The organism is Thiocapsa sp. C2-2m (assembly GCF_041903745.1).
GTDB lineage: Bacteria > Pseudomonadota > Gammaproteobacteria > Chromatiales > Chromatiaceae > Thiocapsa > Thiocapsa roseilacustris.
Map to the genome: position 1 here is coordinate 14346 of NZ_JBBWVD010000018.1, position 17308 is coordinate 31653.

At 63.3% G+C, this 17308-nt stretch carries 23 protein-coding genes and 4 pseudogenes; 4 read left to right on the forward strand and 23 right to left on the reverse strand.

Annotated features, from left to right (window positions below; genetic code table 11):
- Positions 1–112: 112 nt before the first annotated feature.
- From AADX97_RS15020 to AADX97_RS15110, 19 genes and pseudogenes are all read right to left on the reverse strand, one after another.
- Complete coding sequence (locus AADX97_RS15020; RefSeq protein ID WP_374234540.1) at positions 113–1156, reverse strand: Rpn family recombination-promoting nuclease/putative transposase; 1044 nt, start codon at positions 1154–1156, stop codon at positions 113–115.
- 354 nt (positions 1157–1510) lie between these two features.
- The gene (locus AADX97_RS15025; RefSeq protein WP_374234538.1) at positions 1511–1918 is read right to left on the reverse strand and encodes a type II toxin-antitoxin system VapC family toxin; all 408 of its coding nucleotides are present in this window, start codon (positions 1916–1918) and stop codon (positions 1511–1513) included.
- Complete coding sequence (locus AADX97_RS15030) at positions 1918–2064, reverse strand: hypothetical protein (RefSeq protein ID WP_374234537.1); 147 nt, start codon at positions 2062–2064, stop codon at positions 1918–1920. The genes AADX97_RS15025 and AADX97_RS15030 overlap by 1 nt, the downstream gene beginning before the upstream one ends.
- A gap of 311 nt (positions 2065–2375) precedes the next feature.
- Positions 2376–3173 carry a DUF2887 domain-containing protein gene (locus tag AADX97_RS15035; protein WP_374234536.1) on the reverse strand — a complete coding sequence of 266 codons (798 nt, stop codon included), beginning with the start codon at positions 3171–3173 and terminating at the stop codon, positions 2376–2378.
- Positions 3136–3438, reverse strand: a complete 303-nt coding sequence (locus tag AADX97_RS15040) for a UDP binding domain-containing protein (RefSeq protein ID WP_374234535.1) — start codon at positions 3436–3438, stop codon at positions 3136–3138. Before AADX97_RS15040 ends, AADX97_RS15035 begins: the two co-directional genes overlap by 38 nt.
- A gap of 144 nt (positions 3439–3582) precedes the next feature.
- A complete protein-coding gene (locus AADX97_RS15045; RefSeq protein ID WP_374234534.1) occupies positions 3583–4110 on the reverse strand; it encodes an NAD(P)-binding domain-containing protein in 528 nt (175 codons plus the stop codon).
- Positions 4111–4572: 462 nt separating this feature from the next.
- Positions 4573–4833 carry a DUF2442 domain-containing protein gene (locus AADX97_RS15050; RefSeq protein WP_374234533.1) on the reverse strand — a complete coding sequence of 87 codons (261 nt, stop codon included), beginning with the start codon at positions 4831–4833 and terminating at the stop codon, positions 4573–4575.
- Positions 4817–5152 (reverse strand): DUF4160 domain-containing protein, encoded by a 336-nt coding sequence (locus tag AADX97_RS15055; protein ID WP_374234532.1) that lies wholly within the window; start codon positions 5150–5152, stop codon positions 4817–4819. The genes AADX97_RS15050 and AADX97_RS15055 overlap by 17 nt, the downstream gene beginning before the upstream one ends.
- 350 nt (positions 5153–5502) lie before the next feature.
- Positions 5503–6150 carry an ISAs1 family transposase gene (locus AADX97_RS15060; RefSeq protein ID WP_374234530.1) on the reverse strand — a complete coding sequence of 216 codons (648 nt, stop codon included), beginning with the start codon at positions 6148–6150 and terminating at the stop codon, positions 5503–5505.
- Between the two features lie 329 nt (positions 6151–6479).
- A complete protein-coding gene (locus AADX97_RS15065; protein ID WP_374234529.1) occupies positions 6480–6695 on the reverse strand; it encodes a hypothetical protein in 216 nt (71 codons plus the stop codon).
- Between the two features lie 505 nt (positions 6696–7200).
- The gene (locus AADX97_RS15070; RefSeq protein WP_374234528.1) at positions 7201–7413 is read right to left on the reverse strand and encodes a DUF4351 domain-containing protein; all 213 of its coding nucleotides are present in this window, start codon (positions 7411–7413) and stop codon (positions 7201–7203) included.
- Positions 7414–7652: 239 nt separating this feature from the next.
- Complete coding sequence (locus AADX97_RS15075; protein WP_374239061.1) at positions 7653–7874, reverse strand: DUF4351 domain-containing protein; 222 nt, start codon at positions 7872–7874, stop codon at positions 7653–7655.
- An 82-nt stretch (positions 7875–7956) separates the two neighbouring features.
- Positions 7957–8343, reverse strand: coding sequence for a type II toxin-antitoxin system VapC family toxin (locus tag AADX97_RS15080; protein ID WP_374239062.1), 387 nt, complete (start codon positions 8341–8343; stop codon positions 7957–7959).
- A 995-nt stretch (positions 8344–9338) separates the two neighbouring features.
- A pseudogene (locus AADX97_RS15085) lies at positions 9339–9899 on the reverse strand (nucleotide sugar dehydrogenase); the annotation flags it as partial.
- A gap of 66 nt (positions 9900–9965) precedes the next feature.
- Positions 9966–10070: pseudogene (locus AADX97_RS15090) on the reverse strand (NAD-dependent epimerase/dehydratase family protein); the annotation flags it as partial.
- A gap of 115 nt (positions 10071–10185) precedes the next feature.
- Positions 10186–10353: a hypothetical protein gene (locus AADX97_RS15095; RefSeq protein ID WP_374234527.1), complete on the reverse strand. Its 168-nt coding sequence runs from the start codon at positions 10351–10353 to the stop codon at positions 10186–10188.
- 16 nt (positions 10354–10369) lie between these two features.
- Positions 10370–10711, reverse strand: a pseudogene (locus AADX97_RS15100) (NAD-dependent epimerase/dehydratase family protein); the annotation flags it as partial.
- 301 nt (positions 10712–11012) lie between these two features.
- Positions 11013–11237 (reverse strand): hypothetical protein, encoded by a 225-nt coding sequence (locus tag AADX97_RS15105; protein WP_374234526.1) that lies wholly within the window; start codon positions 11235–11237, stop codon positions 11013–11015.
- Between the two features lie 253 nt (positions 11238–11490).
- Positions 11491–11871, reverse strand: a complete 381-nt coding sequence (locus AADX97_RS15110; protein WP_374234525.1) for a MarR family EPS-associated transcriptional regulator — start codon at positions 11869–11871, stop codon at positions 11491–11493.
- A gap of 221 nt (positions 11872–12092) precedes the next feature.
- Here AADX97_RS15110 and AADX97_RS15115 point away from each other — a divergent pair, with 221 nt between their 5' ends.
- The 3 genes and pseudogenes from AADX97_RS15115 to AADX97_RS15125 all read left to right on the forward strand — a co-directional run bounded on the left by AADX97_RS15115 (position 12093) and on the right by AADX97_RS15125 (position 13206).
- On the forward strand, positions 12093–12269 hold the full coding sequence (locus tag AADX97_RS15115; RefSeq protein WP_374234551.1) for a type II toxin-antitoxin system RelE/ParE family toxin: 177 nt from the start codon (positions 12093–12095) through the stop codon (positions 12267–12269).
- A 31-nt stretch (positions 12270–12300) separates the two neighbouring features.
- Positions 12301–12485: pseudogene (locus AADX97_RS15120) on the forward strand (hypothetical protein); the annotation flags it as partial.
- Between the two features lie 388 nt (positions 12486–12873).
- Positions 12874–13206: a hypothetical protein gene (locus AADX97_RS15125; RefSeq protein WP_374234524.1), complete on the forward strand. Its 333-nt coding sequence runs from the start codon at positions 12874–12876 to the stop codon at positions 13204–13206.
- 252 nt (positions 13207–13458) lie between these two features.
- Here the strand turns inward: AADX97_RS15125 and AADX97_RS15130 are convergent, their stop codons facing one another.
- The 4 genes from AADX97_RS15130 to AADX97_RS15145 all read right to left on the reverse strand — a co-directional run bounded on the left by AADX97_RS15130 (position 13459) and on the right by AADX97_RS15145 (position 15279).
- Complete coding sequence (locus AADX97_RS15130; protein WP_374234523.1) at positions 13459–13971, reverse strand: GNAT family N-acetyltransferase; 513 nt, start codon at positions 13969–13971, stop codon at positions 13459–13461.
- 251 nt (positions 13972–14222) lie between these two features.
- Complete coding sequence (locus AADX97_RS15135) at positions 14223–14540, reverse strand: hypothetical protein (RefSeq protein WP_374234522.1); 318 nt, start codon at positions 14538–14540, stop codon at positions 14223–14225.
- Entirely contained in the window at positions 14537–15049 is a 513-nt protein-coding gene (locus AADX97_RS15140; RefSeq protein ID WP_374234521.1) for a hypothetical protein, read from the reverse strand. The genes AADX97_RS15135 and AADX97_RS15140 overlap by 4 nt, the downstream gene beginning before the upstream one ends.
- Complete coding sequence (locus AADX97_RS15145) at positions 15046–15279, reverse strand: hypothetical protein (RefSeq protein ID WP_374234520.1); 234 nt, start codon at positions 15277–15279, stop codon at positions 15046–15048. Before AADX97_RS15145 ends, AADX97_RS15140 begins: the two co-directional genes overlap by 4 nt.
- Before the next feature lie 241 nt (positions 15280–15520).
- On the opposite strand from AADX97_RS15145, the gene AADX97_RS15150 reads away from it, so the two are divergent.
- A complete protein-coding gene (locus tag AADX97_RS15150) occupies positions 15521–16609 on the forward strand; it encodes a TrbI/VirB10 family protein (protein WP_374234519.1) in 1089 nt (362 codons plus the stop codon).
- Positions 16610–17308 lie beyond the last annotated feature (699 nt).

Consider the following 17308-nt stretch of genomic DNA (forward strand, 5'->3'; position numbering starts at 1 on the left):
TACCCGTAGGTTGTGCTGACGATAGGATGCACAACTTGCGCCGACGGTTGGTTGTGCCTCGCGCGGCTCGGCACAACCTACGCCGTTGGTATGAGGGTTTCCGGTATTCGCCCTAGTGTTCGTCTCCGGCACTCATGCTCCGCACGGCCTGCAACCAATGGTTTCCGTCCGGACTGATGAGCAGTTGGTCGCCGAGGTCTTCCAACATCCGGAGGTCGACGATGCGCGCAAGCAACGGTTGTGTCTGCTCGGCGACCGTTGGACCAAATCGGCGTCGCACCTGACGGATCAGGAGGTGGCGGGTTGCCTCCCGACCTTGTTCCAAGCCTTGTTCCAAGCCTTGTTCCAAGCCTTCTCGTTTCCACTGATCGGTCCAGGTTTCCAGATTCTCCGCCAGCATGTGATACACCTCGCTGAGTTCGCCAAGGGGTGGCAGGTGCACGCCGGGCAGCCGCTTGGGCAGGAAGACGCGACCGAACCAGACCGCGAAGTCACGGCGCAGACCGGTCTGTTCCGGCGCCTTGAGCCAGTCGAGCAAGGCGTGCACGATGCCCATCGCCTCGTCCGCCCCGCGGCTGGCCTCGAGCCGAAACAGGGCCGCACTGAGGTTGCGCTCGGGCAGGGGTCCGGCGTTGGCGATGCGCTGCTCGTCGAGCAGCAGGTAAGCCTGTCGCGGGCGATAGCGCGCGAGCACCGGCGGCGCCGGTTCGATGAGCGGCTCGAGTGTGTCGGCAGCACGCCAAGGCGTGACACCATTGTAGAGCACCACGGGCAGAACGGGCGGCAGACGTCCTGCGGCACTCAGGGTCCCGGCGCGTATGAGATCCTGGTAGAGCAGCCCGAGGTAGGTCTGAATCCGCACCGCCATCCAGGAATCGACGGTGGATTGGAATTCCAGCAGCAGGTAGACGTAGAGCCAGTCGGGGCCCCAGCGCAGGCGCCAGACGATGTCGTCGGCGCGGTCGCGTAGGTCGTCGGTCACATAGCTTCCGCTGCAGCGCTCCAGGGTCCCCAGGTCGAGCGCTTGCACCCAGGGGCCGGGCACGAAGCCGCGCAGCAGGTCGCGCACCATGGCGGCGTGACCGTAGAGCAGTTTGTAGCCGCTGTCGTGCGTGGGGTCGCGCCGCTGTGCCTTGGATGTCTTGGGTGTCTTCATGTGGCCGAACGATTTCCCTCGCTTTTCCCTAGTTCCCTAGCTCTAGCTTAACGTTTTATCTCTTTTCCGTGTCTTTCCGTGTGCTTCCGTGGCTGAGCTCTTTCGGGGTTTTTTGCCACGGAAAGACACGCTGCGGGCTCGGTGGTTGGCCAGGGCTGCCATAGACCGCCATCAGGCCGAAGTCTTCCGGACTGTAAAGGCGCGTCAGCAGCGGCGCGGCTAAGATGCAAGCACCTGGGCGCCGGCCGTGCCGCCGACCAGCACACTCACGCCGCGAGCGAAGGTGTTCTTGGGCAGCAGGCGGCGAAGTGCCTTCTTCTTTGTGACCATCATGCGGGAGGCAAGGATTGCAGATCAAACAATGCCCGCTTCCCAGTCCTCGTATCGCAATCCCCTAACGCGCTTAAATTCATCGATATTGTGTGTCATGAGGGTGAAACGATGGGCGAGGGCAATCGCGGCGATCTGAAGATCATAAGGGCCGATTGGCGTACCAGCTCGCTGAAGCTCAGCGCGAATTTGGCCAGACTCACGCGCCGCCATGCCATCGAACGGAACGGAATTAAAATGCTGAAACAAATCTTCCAGCACAGCCAGATTCGCCGCCATGCGCTGACTCTTGTAGACGCCGAAGAAGAGTTCGGCCTTCACGATATCGCAGAGATAGATCGCCGATGCCGGATGCGCCCGCATCGCCTGCTTGACCGCTGACGGTTTCGGATTCAAATAAGCAATCCAGACATTCGTGTCCGGGAGCCACATCACTCCATCTCCAGGCGTTGCTCGTACTCGCCCTGAGACTCACGGAACAACTCGCCCTGCCAAGCGCCGGCCGTGCGCTCATACAGGCCCGCCGGCCAGTCATCACTCTCGGCAACGCCCGAGCCTTCGCTTGCATCGAGCTCCAAAAAGACCACCTCAACGTGCCGACGGCGCGAAATCCTCCGGGATTTCAATCGTTGGCGGCAGGCTGTCATAGATTTGTCGCAATGCTCGCATCGTGGGGCCTCGCTCGTCGTTCGGTGTTGGTAACGTACGGGTCGATTTGAGCCTGAGTAGCCTCGGCGCTGCCCTCAGGCAGCGGGATGGCCAGCTCGTCGTAGGAAATAGGGGATAGGAAATAGGGGACGTACCACGAAATCATGCTCCAGGCTATGGAGAGGACTGAGCTTATTGCATCCGCGTTGTCGCCACTCCGGCTTGCTCGCCGGCCCCCACCTCAGCCGGACGCCGGACCGATCAGGTCTTGCAGGTTCGCGGCATCGAAGATCCCGTCGAGCCAGGCGTCCAGTTGCGCGACCGGCGCCGTGTCGATCCGCTGCTCCGCCCCTGCGGGCAATGGGCCGAAGCGACGCGTGAGTAGACGCTTGAGCGTTTCGGCTTTGCCCTCGGTCTTGCCCTCGGCATAGATCGATTGACACGCCTTCGTCTCCTGAATCGGGGTCACCAAGTTCAGCATCGCCCAGATCTCCTTCGCGGTCAGGCCGCGAAATCGCTCGAAAAACCAGAACTCCAGCACTTGTCCCAGAATCTCACGGATTTCCGGGGCCAGCGACGCCTCTTGAACGGTGCGCCACAAGCCCTGTGCGCGCGCACGCAAGTCGTCGTCGTCCGCGATCAGCAGCGGCGCGAACACCGCCACATAGGGGTTGTCCGGCTCGCGCGCCAGCCAGTCCGGCAGGACGCGCCGGAGCGCGACTTGCGGCAACGGCGCTTGAGACTGATTCGCCCAGCGCGGAAAGCGCGGACGGTCCTGCTCGCGCAGAAAGATCCCCACGCCGATCACATCCCGGTGCGGATGCGCCTCGCCGTACAGTCCGATCTTGGTGAGCAGATTGTACCAAGCCTTGTCCGAGTGCTGACCTTGAAATTCGACCACATAGACCGGCCCATCGTGCCCGTCGGGCTCGAAAATGCCGTCCAAACGCCGCTCCAGCCCTTTGATCGTCAGGGAACCGAACCGGTAAGGACCGACCAGTTCACGACCACCGGTGGACAACCGCGAGGATGACGGCATCGTAGGTGCCGTCGGCCGGGGGCTCGGCGAGGCAGTCGAGGCCGTAGTCGTGCTTGGCCTCCGCGCGGTCGATCCAGGGGTCGTAGCAGTCCACGGCGATGGTGTATTCGCGCAATGCCTCGATGATGTCGATGACGCGGGTGTTGCGCACGTCCGGGCAGTTTTCCTTGAAGGCGAGGCCGAGGACGAGGATGCGGCTGTTGCAGACACCGATGCCGTTTTGGAGCATGCGCTTGACCACGGTCTCGGCGACATGGGCGCCCAAGCGGTCGTTGATGCGGCGCCCGGCGAGGATGACCTCGGGGTGGTAGCCGATGGCGACGGCTTTGTGGGTGAGGGCGTAGGGTGCGGTGAGGGACGAACCGCACCGTGATCCACCGTTGGCGTCAGACCAGGCGCGGTTCCTGCGTCACCGCACCCTACGGGCTTCCAGCACCTCCAGGGTGTCGATGCCGAGCTTGTTAAAGATGAGGGCGAGCTCGTTCATGAGATACCGAAACCCGGAATGCCGCTCCAACACGGGCGCGCAGTCGTCCTCAGTGCAGCCGGGATAGACGGTGGATTCGTAGATGACCAGGTCGCCGGGTTTGAGAACCTTGCCGACGGTCTCGGAGGCCTTGATCAGGGGCGTCAGATCGGGCCGCTTGTAGTCGTCGACCGGGGTGGGCACGGTGACGATGAAGGTGCGGCAAGGGCGCAGGGCATCAAGGTCGCCGGTGTAGGTGAGCTGGCGGGCGGCGGCGAGGTCTTCGGGACTGATCTCGCGGGTGCTGTCGCGACCGGCTGTGAGCTCGGCGATGCGGGCTTGGTTGATGTCGAAACCGATCACCGGGCGGTGTTTGGCGAACTCCACGGCGAGCGGCAGACCGACGTAGCCCAGACCGATGATGGCGATGGGGGTGTCGGGGTCGGTGAGATGGGCGAGGCGTTGGGCCATGGGCGGTCGGGGTTCGGGTTGTGGGTCCAGATTCGGAGCTCGCGGTGCGACGGTGGGCACGTGTAGGGGCGACTTCAGTCGCCCATAAGCCTCGGCGCGGGCATGTCGTGGCGACTGAAGTCGCCCCTACCTCTCTTTCGACCTCGGCGCGGGCGCCTCGGGGCGACTGAAGTCGCCTTACCCTATTCGTCCTCGGCGCGGGCCTCCCGGGGCGACTGAAGTCGCCCCTACCCTTCCGAGATTGTGAAAGAATTCGCCGTAGGCCGGGGTGAGGAACGAACCCCGGCATCCGCGGATTTGCAACCGGTTGAAATGCCGGGGTTCGCAAGCTCACCCCGGCCTACGCCATGCTGTCTTTCGGCCCATCGCAGGAATACTTGCACAGTCTCGGAGCGTGGGAGCGAGTAGCGCGAAGTCCACGAACGCTCCCATCAGCGATGGTGAGCGGGACCGGATGGCGCTTCAATCGCAGCGATAGCGTTCAAGGCCGTCGGGGGCAAGATCCTCGCCCTCGGGCCAGCAGATGCCACCGAGCGGATCGAGACCGACTTGCCGAAAATAGCGGTCCTGGCGAAGACGCCAGTATGCCTCGCGGCGCTGGATCAGCGGATCGAGGTCAAGTGTCCACTCGCGACCGTCGCCCATCAAGACACGCAAACGATACCCCGGCAACGGAGCAACCTGCTTGGCGCGCGGTAAAGGCGCTTCAACCTGTGAGCTCATCCCACTTCTCCCGCAGCTCGGCATGGTTCTCGAGAATGAAGGCTTTGATCTTTTTCGCCTGCGCCGGAGGCATCTGGCCTGCAAGTCGCTCACCATCATCGAGGCTGAATGATCCGGCGTAGTCTCCATACACGGCGTGGCAGTGAGGAACGCCATGATCGTCCATATACATGTAGATCGATATTCCGAAAAAAACGCGATTCGAGGCATATCCGGTTACTCTTTGATCGAGGCATCGATCTGATAAGTCTGCGCCGCATGCGTGCAGAGCACCACACCCCACCGCCCTGCAGGCACCGCCGGAGTTGGGCGTGGGCATGGCGGCAGGGACGCGGAGCGTCCCGGCGACACTCCCACGCGGAGAGATTGTGCAAGTAGTCGCTCGCGCTGCAGGACGGCGTGACCGTAGAGCAATTTGTCGCCGCTGTCGTGGGCGGAAACGCTCCGGCGTGATTTCGATCCCTTCGGTGTCTGCTCAGCGCTTGCGCGCAAAAGCAGGCGGTAACGGGGCAGGGCAATCGCATCAACCGCGGCTAATATTAGGAGTACCTGATTGAGCGTTCTGCCCGGCAGTCCGTGGCCGCTCAAAAAGGAGCTTTTCCAAGTATCGCTCGTCCCGGCCCGCCTTCAGACGTTTGTTCTGGATGCCAAGCTTGGTGCTGTCGTTCTTCAGCCGCGACATGGCGATATGGCGCAACACCGCGAGGTTCTCGCGGGCCTGCGTCTCGCGCACGCGGCAGGGTTGCCTTTCAAAGCCAGCACATCGTCCCCGCCTTGGTCGACGATCTGCTCGGCGATCTTCGTCTGACATCCCATTGCATCAATGGTGACGATGGCGCCCCTGAGCATCAGCAGCGCGAGCAACTGAGGAATGGCGGTGATCTCGTTGGATTTGGCCTCGATGGCGATCTGCCCGAGCACCACCCGGTTGGCGGTCGCCCACGCGCTGACCAGATGCAATGCCGCCAAACCCTTCGCCCGGTTGTGCGAACGGCGCAGCGTCTTGCCGTCCACGGCAATGATTTCCCCCGGGATGACCGTCCGGATCGAGGCGACCCAGGCGCGGAAACACGCCTCGAACGCCTCGGGCGCCAGCAGTGCGAACACCCGCCCGAAGGTGTCGTGTGCCGGAATGCCGTTGGGCAGCTCCAGGAATTGTCGAAACCACGCTTCCTTCGAGCGGCCGAACTGGGCGATGGCCACCCAACCGTCGGCGCCGCCGAGCGTCGCCGCGATCGCGATGATCACCATGTCGAGGAGGTTGTGCCGGCGTCGCAGCGTATCGCGCGGGTCTTCCAGAGCGCTGAAGTGGCCCAAGTAGAGAAGAATCGGTTTCCGGTGTCGCCATCGTCGCAGCCACATACGGCATAAAAATCTGCGTATTGTGGCGGGAATATGATTCTACGTCTAAAAGTATATCTTAATTCTCTGATGCGATTGCCCTGCCTTCCGGGGCAGACTCGATAATCGCTGTGAATTCACCTTTCATGCGTGACTCTCGTTGGTCTTAAGCATTGGATAACCGCTTCTAGATCAGGCACCAAGGAGGCGACGGCCCCTTCCGGTTGCCCGCGTGAGCTTGACCACGGTTTCGGCCGCATGGGCGCTCATGCGGTCGTTGATGCGTCGCCCGGCGAGGATGATCGTCAGGCCCTTGATGTCGTGTCGAGCTCAGCCGACAGTTGATTCGCGCGGGCAGCGATGTGCTCGATGCTCAAATCGGGCAAGCCTGTTTGGCGCCACGTCGTGTCATCGAACCTTTCTCGGTTGATGGAGACCACAAATCGCTCGGCTTCGACCAAACCGAGCGCGTCAATGAGAGCTCGCATGCCCCGCAGGCGGATTTCAGTTTCCGTTGTCATACCAGTGCTCCAACATGGCGAGAGCCTCTCCGGGCGGGATTACCTTTAGGGCCTCCGATGGCGACATCTTCTTCAGGAGCCGGTCGTCCGTCGTGACGAACAGGTCCGCACCGCCCGCCATCGCAGAGGCGACATGCAGGGCATCGTATCGGCCAAACCCGCGTCATGACAGCTCCTGTGCTTTCGCGAGGATTGCCGAGTCCGCGATCACGATGGCGCAGGCCAACGACCGCCATTGCTGGATAGCCAGGCGATGTTCATCGTAGGGGTTGTTCGCGTTCTCGAAGTCCAGCGTAGACGACCAGACTCAATCGCATTCGGATGCCTAGAGCCGGCCGTCGACCGTATCGACCGGCAGAATGGGAGGCATGGGGTCAGGTCGCCCTTGTAACACCTGATCCATCGGCACATCTTTCTTGGGGATTCGAGCAGGACATCGGCTCCGGAACAGCAACATCCGTCAGCAGCCCCTCGGCCATCCTGTTCGGCGGGCCGAGTGACCGCATCAATGCAGTAACTCGTCCAAGGTCTGTGCCTCGAGGATCCGGTCCGACCATTCCAGGAGTACTTCGGGATTGGCCTGCGTGACCCGCTCGCGCACCGTCTCGCTCGGTGGGCCGAACTTGCGCTCGATCAGGCGCAGCAGAATGGTGGCACGGCCATGCTGCTCGCCCCGCTGCTCGCCTTGGGCAATGTACCTGTCGATGAAGGTCTCCATCAGGGGCTCTCCGGAGAGGGTTTGTTCGAGGAGTGTGCGTACCTGTCGCTCAGTGAGCCGGCCGGTACCTTGGACATAGTAGCGCAGCAGGGATTCCAGAATGTCGAGCGCGGTGGGGTCGCGGCTGACCTTGGCGATCAGCCCGAGCAGCTCACGCAGCCGCTCGGCGGGCTGGTCGCTGTAGATGTGCCGGAGCGCGCTCCCTTCCCCTCCAGACCTTGCTGGCCCACCACGTCGTCTCAGATCAGGTCATCGAGGCTGGCGACATCGAAGATGCCGTCGAGCCAAGCGTCCGGTTGTGCGACCGGCGCCGTGTCGATGCGCTGCTCCGCGCCTGCGGACAATGGGCCGAAGCGATGCGCGAGCAGACGCTTGAGACTTTCGGCTTGGCCCCGGATTCTCCCCTGGCTTCTGGCTCGTGACGCTGAGCGTCGGGGCGCACTGCCGTTGATGCTATGGATCGGACTCGTGGGGGCTGACCCGCAAGACGTTGCGACGCATGTGTAGGCTCATCAAGCAGCGTCGGTGCGGCCCTGCGCGAGCTCAATCAGGCGCGGACACATCTGCCACAGCCCTGAGATCGGTCCGAGGGAAGTCGTCGCCTTTGTAGAGCAAGGGTTGTTTGCGAGTGCTCGCCAGGGCGTACGAGCAGCAGTCTCCGAGGTTGAGCGAGGCAGGGTGCGATCCCTTGCCGAAACGCGCGTAGGCCATGCGTGCCGCGCGCATCTGAATCACGTCGAAGGCCACGATCTCGATACCGAGATCCGCCAGCAACCCATCCAGCTCGGCGACAGCCTCCGAGCCCTTGCGCCGATAGAGCACGATCGACGTCTCCAAGACGGAAAGCGCGCTCTCGCCAACTCTCGTGCCAGGCGCTCGACTTCTTCGTTGACAATGGTGAGAGCCATAGCATTGATCTCCGATGCAGATGCATGCCTGAACTGTATCAAGCCTGCGCTTCGCCGGGGGACGCTAGCGACCCGGCCATCCTGAATCAGGAGGCATTGGCATGTCGCGTCTTGGCTCTTGCCATATCGCTCGAAAAACCAAAACGCCAGCACCTGCCCCAGAATCTCAGAACCTCAGTCCGCACAGCCCGCTATCGCAGAGGCGATATGCAGGGCATCGTATCGGCCAAGCCGAGGACTAAGGGTCAGGTCTTGATATGCGACATCGGACCAGAAGTGGGCGACGTCCCCTTCGGCTTGCCTGCGTGTGCACATCGATGCAACACCTCATCCAGACTTCGCGCTCGATGCTCGGTCCGCCAACTCGCTCCGACGCTCCCGAGAGTGTGCAGATACTCGCCGTAGATCGGATTCGCGCAGCCTCACCCGACGACGCGATCGGTGCCCGGGTCGACACCCCGGCTCAGTGCTCCGAGTCGGGCCGAGGGCCGCTTGCTCCTCGAAAGCGATCAGCTCGCTCTTGAACTCCTGCTCCAAACCCTCCGGCAACCGCAGCAGCTAATCCAGGACGCGAAACAGCTCCAGGATGTCCTCGCGGCCGTAGCCGCGTTCGTAGAGCAGCCGCACCAAGCGCGGGATGGATCCGCGGGAACAGGAGCGCGAGAAAGTCCGGGAAGTAGCGCTCCAGCGCTTCTTTCCAGGGGCTGTCGTAGTCGTCGCGCGAGGCGTCGGTCATCGATCGGGTCGTCCGATGGTCGGATTCACGCCCAGGGGAACACCGCGAGGCTATTCGGTCCGCGTGGGCGTGAGCTTGAGCCGGCCTTGTTCGTTTCGTCCGGCCCAGGCACGTTCAGCGGGGTTCCCGGGATCGTGGAGTTGATCTCGACCCCGCCGGCCGTCAGGGCAGCGGAGGACGACGACTGCACCTCGTCGATCCCGGGTGTTGCTGTTTCGCGGCCATCGCCTGTGGCTTTTCCGGCAGTCTCTTGTACAACGCCACGCACAGTGAGGCAGCAGGATGATGTCGATGACGCGGGGGTTGCGCAGGTCCGGGCAGTTTTCCTTGAAGGCGAGGCCGAGGACGAGGATGCGGCTGTTGCACACACCGATGCCGTTTTGGAGCATGAGTTTGGCCACGGTCTCGGCGACATGCGCGCCCATGCGGTCGTTGATGCGTCGCCCGGCGAGGATGACCTCGAGGTGGTAGCCGATGGCGACGGCCTTGTGGGTCAGAAAATAGGGGTCCACACCGATGCAGTGTCCGCCGACCAGGCCGGGGCGGAAGGGGAGGAAGTTCCATTTGCTCCCGGCGGCTTCCAAAACCTCCAGGGTGTCGATGCCGAGCTTGTCGAAGATCAACGCCAGCTCGTTCATGAGGGCGATGTTGAGATCGCGCTGGGTGTTCTCGATAACCTTGGCGGCCTCGGCGACGCGGATGCTGCTGGCCGGGTGGGTGCCGGCGGTGATGATCTCGCGGTAGAGGGCATCGAAGATGGCGGCGATCTCCGGCGTGGAGCCGCTGGTGACCTTTTTGATGGTGGTCAGGCGGTGCTCGCGGTCGCCGGGGTTGATGCGCTCGCCGACGGCGACGTTGTAGACCTGGTTGGCGGCTGCCGGGGCGGGCGCGGTGGCGGCCAGGAGATTGGCTTGCACGGCGTTGTCGATGTAGCAGAAGTCGCGGCTGGTCTCGCCGTCGCCGTTGATGAAGACCTCTTGGCCGGCGACGAGCGCGGCGGTCCATTTGGGGATGACCGCAGCATAGGCGCCTTCGGGGTCTTACCGTGGGCCGAAGACCTTGAAGTATCGGGCGATTTCCGGGAATGAGCATCCCGGCCGTGTAGGCTGCCAATGGTTACCGGGCGACTCAAGTCGCCCCTACACGTTGGTCGATGCTTTCCCGGAAATCACCTCGCAGACCGATGCTGTCCAGACCGTAGGCGCGCGCGAAGACGTCGGCGTACAGCTCGTTGACGACCTTGGTGACGGCGTAGGGCGAGAGCGGCTTGGTGCAGGACGTCGTCGACGCGGGCACAGGCTTGGCGGCAGTCGGCGAGGTTGCGGAGGTCGCCTTCGATGCAGTGGTACCGGTCCCATTGGGCGGGGGTCACCAGGGTTTTGACGTCGTCGAGGTTGTGCTGATGGCCGGTGGCGAAGTTGTCGAGGCCGACGACGGTTTGGTCGAGTTCAAGGAGCGTCTCCAGCAGGTTCGAGCCGATGAAACCGGCCACGCCGGTGATGAGCCAGGTGCGGGGGCTCTCGCGGAGGGCGCGTTGGACGCTGTCGAAACGAGTCATGAGGTTCCGAGCCGGGGGTTGGCTGTTGGCATTCCGGGTCGTTTGCGCGGTTGCACCGCGATTGACTGGATCACAGCGATGGAGGCGAAACGGCATGCGGTGTACCGCCTAAGGGGTGCCGTGATGGGGATGGTTGTTGGGGCGACTTTAGTCGCCCATAAGCCTCGGCGCGGGCATCTCGGGGCGACTGAAGTCGCCGCTACCCTGTTCGACCTCGGCGCGGGTATGTCGGGAGTGTGTAGGGGCGACTTTAGTCGCCCATAAGCCTCGGCGCGGGCATCTCGGGGCGACTGAAGTCGCCGCTACCCCTGTTCGACCTCGGCGCGGGTGTGTCGGGAGTGTGTAGGGGCGGCTTTAGTCGCCCGGTAACCATTGGAGGCATGCACGGCCGGGATGCTCATTCCCGGAAATCGCCTAAGTGTCGATCGGTGCTCTTACGGGAATCACCTTCGTCCCGATCGATGGAATGGATGTCTTCGGGATCGTCGAGAAGGCTTCTCGGGTCGGGATCACACAGCTTGATCGATAATCGGGTGATGCTGAACGGGTCCACGGGATCGCTGTGGATGAAGAAGCGTGCGACCAGGCTCACATGCCGGGGCGCTTTGACCCGGCCGGCCATCAAGCCCATCTCGTTGCGACGTGTCCGTTGGGTGAGGTATTGGAGCCACTTCAGCACGGGCCAGGTCCGGGCGAAGTGGCTCCAAGGTCGCACGAACCGCCCGGTCGCATGCTCGGGTCCGATTGGCCTCGGGCGGCGCGTCGGGTTGAGGGGGTCCGGATTTCCCGGTTGGCTGCTTTCGAGCGGCTCGAAGCGCCGGAGGGCATGCGGGGTGTGCGTCAGCTCTTGCCGATCGGGTGCGGAATCGGGCCGGTCATTGTCGGCTTGCTGCCACCAACCGAGACCTTGCGCGATGCTCGTCCTGCTGCAGCACCTCGGCGCGCAGGCGCTCGATCTCGGCCTGCAACGCGACAGAGTCCGCTTCCTTGTTCTCGAGCACGCGGGCCGTGAGCTTCGCTTTCTCCTCTAGTCCCAAAGGGGTCAGGGGATAGCAGTAGCGGTGGTGCCCTGTGCTGTCGGGGTTGACCTGCATCTCAACCCAACCCCGCTGGATCAGGGTGCGTAAGCAATTGTTCACATTGTTCAGACTGACCCCCAGCGCTTTGGCGAGGTTGCGCTGTTGTGCCTCGGGGTTGTCTTGCAGGAGCCGGATGGCGTTCAGAACGAGATCGTCGGACAGGTTTGCGGTGTTCATGCGTCGTCGGCGAGATCTTCCGGCGCGTTGCGGAGCGGCGAAACACTCGAGGGGCGTGTGAGAGCAACAACAGGCGGAGCTCGGGGTTAGACCGGGTGCTTTTTGCCGCCCAATCCGGCGTCTGGAGCCTAACCGCGCGACCCGCAAACGTCGTCTTCGGGCACGCTAACGCCCTACCCTGTCATGAATAGGCATTAAAATCAGAAGCATGGCGAAATTGCATTGTCTTTCGGCGTCGACCGGAAGGCAGGCGCATCCTATATCAGAGATTCCGCGACAAGAAGGGTCGAGCCCTAGCTGGTGGGGACTATCGGATCCTGTGCGAGCTCTGCGACGACGAGCTGATCGTTCTCGTGGTCACCATAGGACATCGGCGCCAAATCTATCGTAAACCGTAGCAACCTCCGGCATCCTCCTTGATCGGCTCCCGCGGCCAGCGTCTCCCCCGGCGAGCATCTCGAAGCCGAGGGGCATTGGGCAACGATCGCCAGCACGGGTTGCAATACAAGGCGACGAACCTGCGGATCGTCCCGCCGCGCAGCCTGGAGGGGATCGAGCGCTATCTCGGCTCCGGGATGGTCAAGGGCATCGGACCGCACTTCGGCCGCATTCTGTCAGAACACGGTCGGCAGCCCGAACTCTGTTCGCCCTCACTTCACATTAAATTTCACACGTTAGCCAGTGTGCGCTACCTTCGAACCAGAGACTCTCGGAGGTTGGAACCGATAGAGGAGACGCCCCGCCGTGACTGCCAATGAGACCCCACTGACGGGCCCACCGCCAGCCGAGGTGGCGCTTAGGGACGCCCCTCTGGTGCGCGTGATCGCTCAAGTGCGGTTCCCGCTGGTGGCGTCCGTGGAGAAGCGCGACTTTATGGCGCCATTCCAGGAGGCAGTCCGCGCACGCGACCGTGCGGCTGGCACGAGGATTCGCAGAGCGCATCTACAGCGTCTTTCGCTGGGTAGTAAACGATACGTTCCTAAGGCGCTACGGAGGTCAACCATGACTTCACAGCCCCCTGCTTTCGAGACGGCACAAATGCGTCCGCGTCCGGACGCGACCGGCTTTGGCGGCATTCGAGAGCGTGCGCCTCCGCGTCGGATCTCGGGTCTGACCTGGGAACAGCTCGGTGAGATCTTCGATGTATCGCGGCGAAGCATGCACTTCTGGGCGAGCGGTAAGCCTCTAAACGCCCACAACGAGCAGCGGCTGATGCAGGTGCTGGACGTTATTCGGACAACAGACCGCAGCGACGCGCGGTCAACCCGCGCAGCGCTCTTCGAGGTGAAAGAGGGAACGACCGCGTTCGCCTTGTTGAGCGCGGAGCAATTCTGAAGAGGCCCGTGCGATTCTGAGCGTTGGCACTGCTCGATCAAGACCTGCGCTCGCAGAGCTGACTGCCGCAGCTCAGGCCGACCGGAAACCTCTGCCCCCACTCGATGACCTGACGGCCCGCGACTACGTGGAGAGCGATCCGTTGGACATCGACCACCTTTCCAGTCGCGATGAATAGCCGTTTCCATCCCTGGCGGGTCCGCTTCGATCGGTGCGCGCGCGTCTCGCACGCGCTTACCCTCGCCCGCCCCGTCACACCTCGTTTGCGCGCGACGCCGGGCCAACGGCTGCGAATGCCTCGTGGAACGCGACAGTGCCCCGCGGCATCCTCCCGTCGAAGGACACGGCGAAGAAAACCTCCGGCGGAACGCCCTCAAGGACGAGCTGCGGGCAGTTCTCGAATCCGAACCTTCGGTAGTATTCCGGATGCCCCACCAGGCAGCAGCCGCGCGCATGCATGCGCTCGAGCCGCGACAAGCCTTCACGCACCAAGGCTTGGCCGATCCCTCGGCGCTGAACCTGCGGCAAGACCGACACCGGGCCGAGTCCGTACCAATCCCCCGTACCGTCCGACAAGGTCACGGGCGAGAACGCGATGTGGCCGACGACACGGCCATCGAGCACCGCGACGAGCGAGAGTGCAAGGACCTCGGCGGCGCGGAGCGCGTCGATGATGAAGTGTTCGGTCTGGTTGCTGATCTCCAGGTCCCGAAACGCCGCGACCGTCACCTCGGCGGGACGCGGAACCCCGAAACTCAGTTTCAAAACGCGTCCTCGCCGTAGGAATAACCGGTTGCATCGACGCCATTCGGAGAGTCCATCGGCATTCCGGTGGATGGGTTGATCCAGATTCAATGCGCGCTACACGCGCTTGCTCCTGTTCATCCCCGACCTCCGATCCGCTCTTGAAACATCATCGGGACAGTGCCGTTGGGCCGAAGTGAAGAGGCCCTTCAACCTCGACGTGCCGATGCTTCAGGACCCCGATCGCTCGCGAATCTCACCGAGCGTCGCGATTACGACACCGTAATCGATGTGGGCTTTGTTGACACCGTCTTTTTGATAGAAGCTCGGGCGATTTCCGCAAACTTCCATACCCGTAGGTTGTGCTGACGATAGGAGGCACAACTTGCGCCTACGGTTGGTTGTGCCTCGCACGGCTCGGCACAACCTACGCCCTTGGCATAAAGGTTTCCGGAGTTCGCCTCGGACACCGTCATCCGGGTCAGGTCGATCGCACTCTGGTCGGCATTGCCGAACCACGCGTTGTAGTTGCCGCGTGATTCGGGTTGGGCCAGCAGATCCAGCACCTCGCCGCGAGGACCCGGCGTCACGCTGGGTTCCGTGACCGGGGTTCCGCTTGAAAGGGAAGCGCCGCTCGGTCCATCAGTCTTTTTTTTGAGCCGATGCCTTGCGTATTGTAGGTGCCGATCAGGCGCAGATCGCTGTCGTCGCGCGACACCGCCGAGCGTTCGACGAGGTCGGCCACATGTTGCCCCCTCGCGCCGCCTCCTGCCTCGTCGATGACCGCTTGACGAGCCGCCTGTTGCGCAGCGCTCGGCGCGAAGGCAAACACGGAGTTCGTGGCTTCCCGGAACAGGGTCTGCGGGGAATCCGTCAGACCGTGGCCGGCAACCTGCTGCAGGCGGGCGTCGATCATGGCGCCCCGTGCCTGCGTCCAGCCGGCCTCGCCTCCTGCGGCCTCCCGTCCGGCGGCGACCGCCGCCGAGACATCGCCTCCGCTCGCCAAGGTGGAGCCGAAGGCCTTCGCCGCCGCGACGGTCTGCCCCAGAGCAGCCGTGACCCCGGCGCTCGCCAGTGCCCCGGTGTCCGCAAACTTCACGAAGGTGCCCCGACTTCGTTGTGGACGGCCTGCGCTGCCGGGCGCGGCAAGATCGCACGCCGGTCGATCTCCGCCCCGATGCGTTCGCGCACCTGCTTGCGCACCTGATCCTGTCTGGCGGCAAGGCGCTCGGCTGCCGACTCGCGGTTGGCGGCGTGGAAGTTGTCGGCCGCATTGGGCCGATACTGGGTCTCGACCGAATGCCCGTGCGTCTCGATGTCGCCGCGCAAGCCTGCGACGTCTCCGCGAGGATCCCGCACATCGCCGTTCTCCACAGCGCCTCGCGCGGCGCCGAAGCGTGGAGCCTAAAAAGAGCAGTTAAAACGCAAAGGCGCAAAGAACGCAAAGGCGTTCAGTGCCTTGCTTCAATGAGGCTATTCACCCAGAGGGTGAACGTCGTTCGCATTGCAGTTTCTTGCCCTCCTTTGCGTCCTCTGCGCCTTTGCGTTTCCAAATGCCGGGTTTAGGTTCATGGCGATCGTGCTGGCGGCGGCGATCGGCGACGGCTGGCTGCGCCGTCGCATCCGGCAATACGGGTTCGTCTACGCCAGCCCGCTGGCGCATCACACCGGCAACGCACGCGAGCTCGAGGTGCTGCGCGGGGAAATCGATCAGCTCCCGGAGGCACTCGCCGCGCAGGCGCGGCAGACGGCAAGCCCGCCGGAACTGCCGCAGCCGGAGCGGCCCGGCGATGTGGATCGGGCAGCGCCGACGGAAACCACCGCGGAACCGCACCGACCGGCGCCGATGGAGGCGCTGTTCGAACCGCCGACGACACCGCCGGCCATGCCGGGAGCCGCACCCTCCTCCGCCGTCCCCGCCCAAGCACAGGGACGCACCTTGCAGATCCGCACGGTCGCCGCGCCGGCCTCGACGGCCCCAGACACGACACCCTCCCCCGGCACCCCCGAGCCCGGCTCCGTCTATATCCCCGCCGGCGCCATCCTCAAGGGGGTGCTGCTCAACGGCATCGACATGCCGACCGGGCAGAACGCCCGCAAGGATCCCGTGCCGGCCCTGATCCGGGTCAAACATCAGGCGATCCTGCCCAACCGAGTCCGAGCGGATCTGCGCGAGTGCTTCCTGCTGGTCGGCGGCTTCGGCGATCTGGCCTCCGAGCGGGCCTATCTGCGCGGGGAGACCTTCAGCTGCATCCGCAACGACGGCGGCGTGATCGAGATCCCCATCGACGGCTACGCGGTCGGCGAGGACGGCAAGGTCGGGGTACGCGGGCGGGTGGTCTCCAAACAAGGTGTCCTGCTCGCCAAGGCGCTGCAGGCGGGGTTCCTGCAATCCTTCTCGCAGATCTTCAACCGCATACCGACCATCCCGGTCAACACCGGCTCGGGTACGGACCTGCAGTTCCAGTCCATGCTCACGCCCCAAGCCCTGAGTGCCGCCTCGGCACAAGGCGTCGGCGGGGCGATGGATCGTCTGGCGAACTACTATCTGGACATGGCCGAGCAGCTGCTGCCGGTGATCGAGGTCGATGCCGGACGCGGGGCGGAGCTCATCCTCAACCGCGGGGTGTCGATGAAGCTGGCCGATGTGGTGGAGTAGCATGAAGGTGATGGTTCAATCTACATCCCAGAAAGCTAGACTAACAGCGCTGCCAAAAGCGCCGGGGGGAGCCCCATCCCGCGAGCACGACTGTTGTGGACGAAATGAAAAAAGCTCGGATACATCGGGAGTTCGACTTTGGCCATTTTTCCTGGCCGACAAATTTTCTTAGATCAATGCCTTATGATACTCGAAAAGATTGGCGAGGGTTTACGCTCCGACGCGGTGGCATCCCGATTCCCGCTTATTGTCTACCCCCACGATGACTCAGGCGTCAGCTCCCTTGGGAACTGCCAAAATGGCCAAAGTCGAGCGGCGGGCAGGGGCTGTTTGCACTCGATGCCCTCGCGCAACTGTTGCGTCATGCGCTGGGCGTCATCCTTGTGAAGGCCCGGTTCTTGGGCGATCCGCCGGTTGGACAGGTTCACGCCCATGAAATACAGGCATAACACCCGGGTTCGCGGGGGGCTGATGATGGCCGGCCAGAATCGTCCCGATCAAATCATCGAACCAGCACCCGCAGCCTTTGCCGCGGTACTTCTGCCGCTCGGAGTGCATCGGATCTCGGCCCCGCTTGCTGATCGCGGCCGAGGCGCAATGCACGCAGCGCAGTCCCTTAGGCCAACGCAGGGCACGGACGGTCTCGAAACATTTGGCGTCTTCGACGAGATTCTGGATGTTCAACATGGGGCGCGCTGC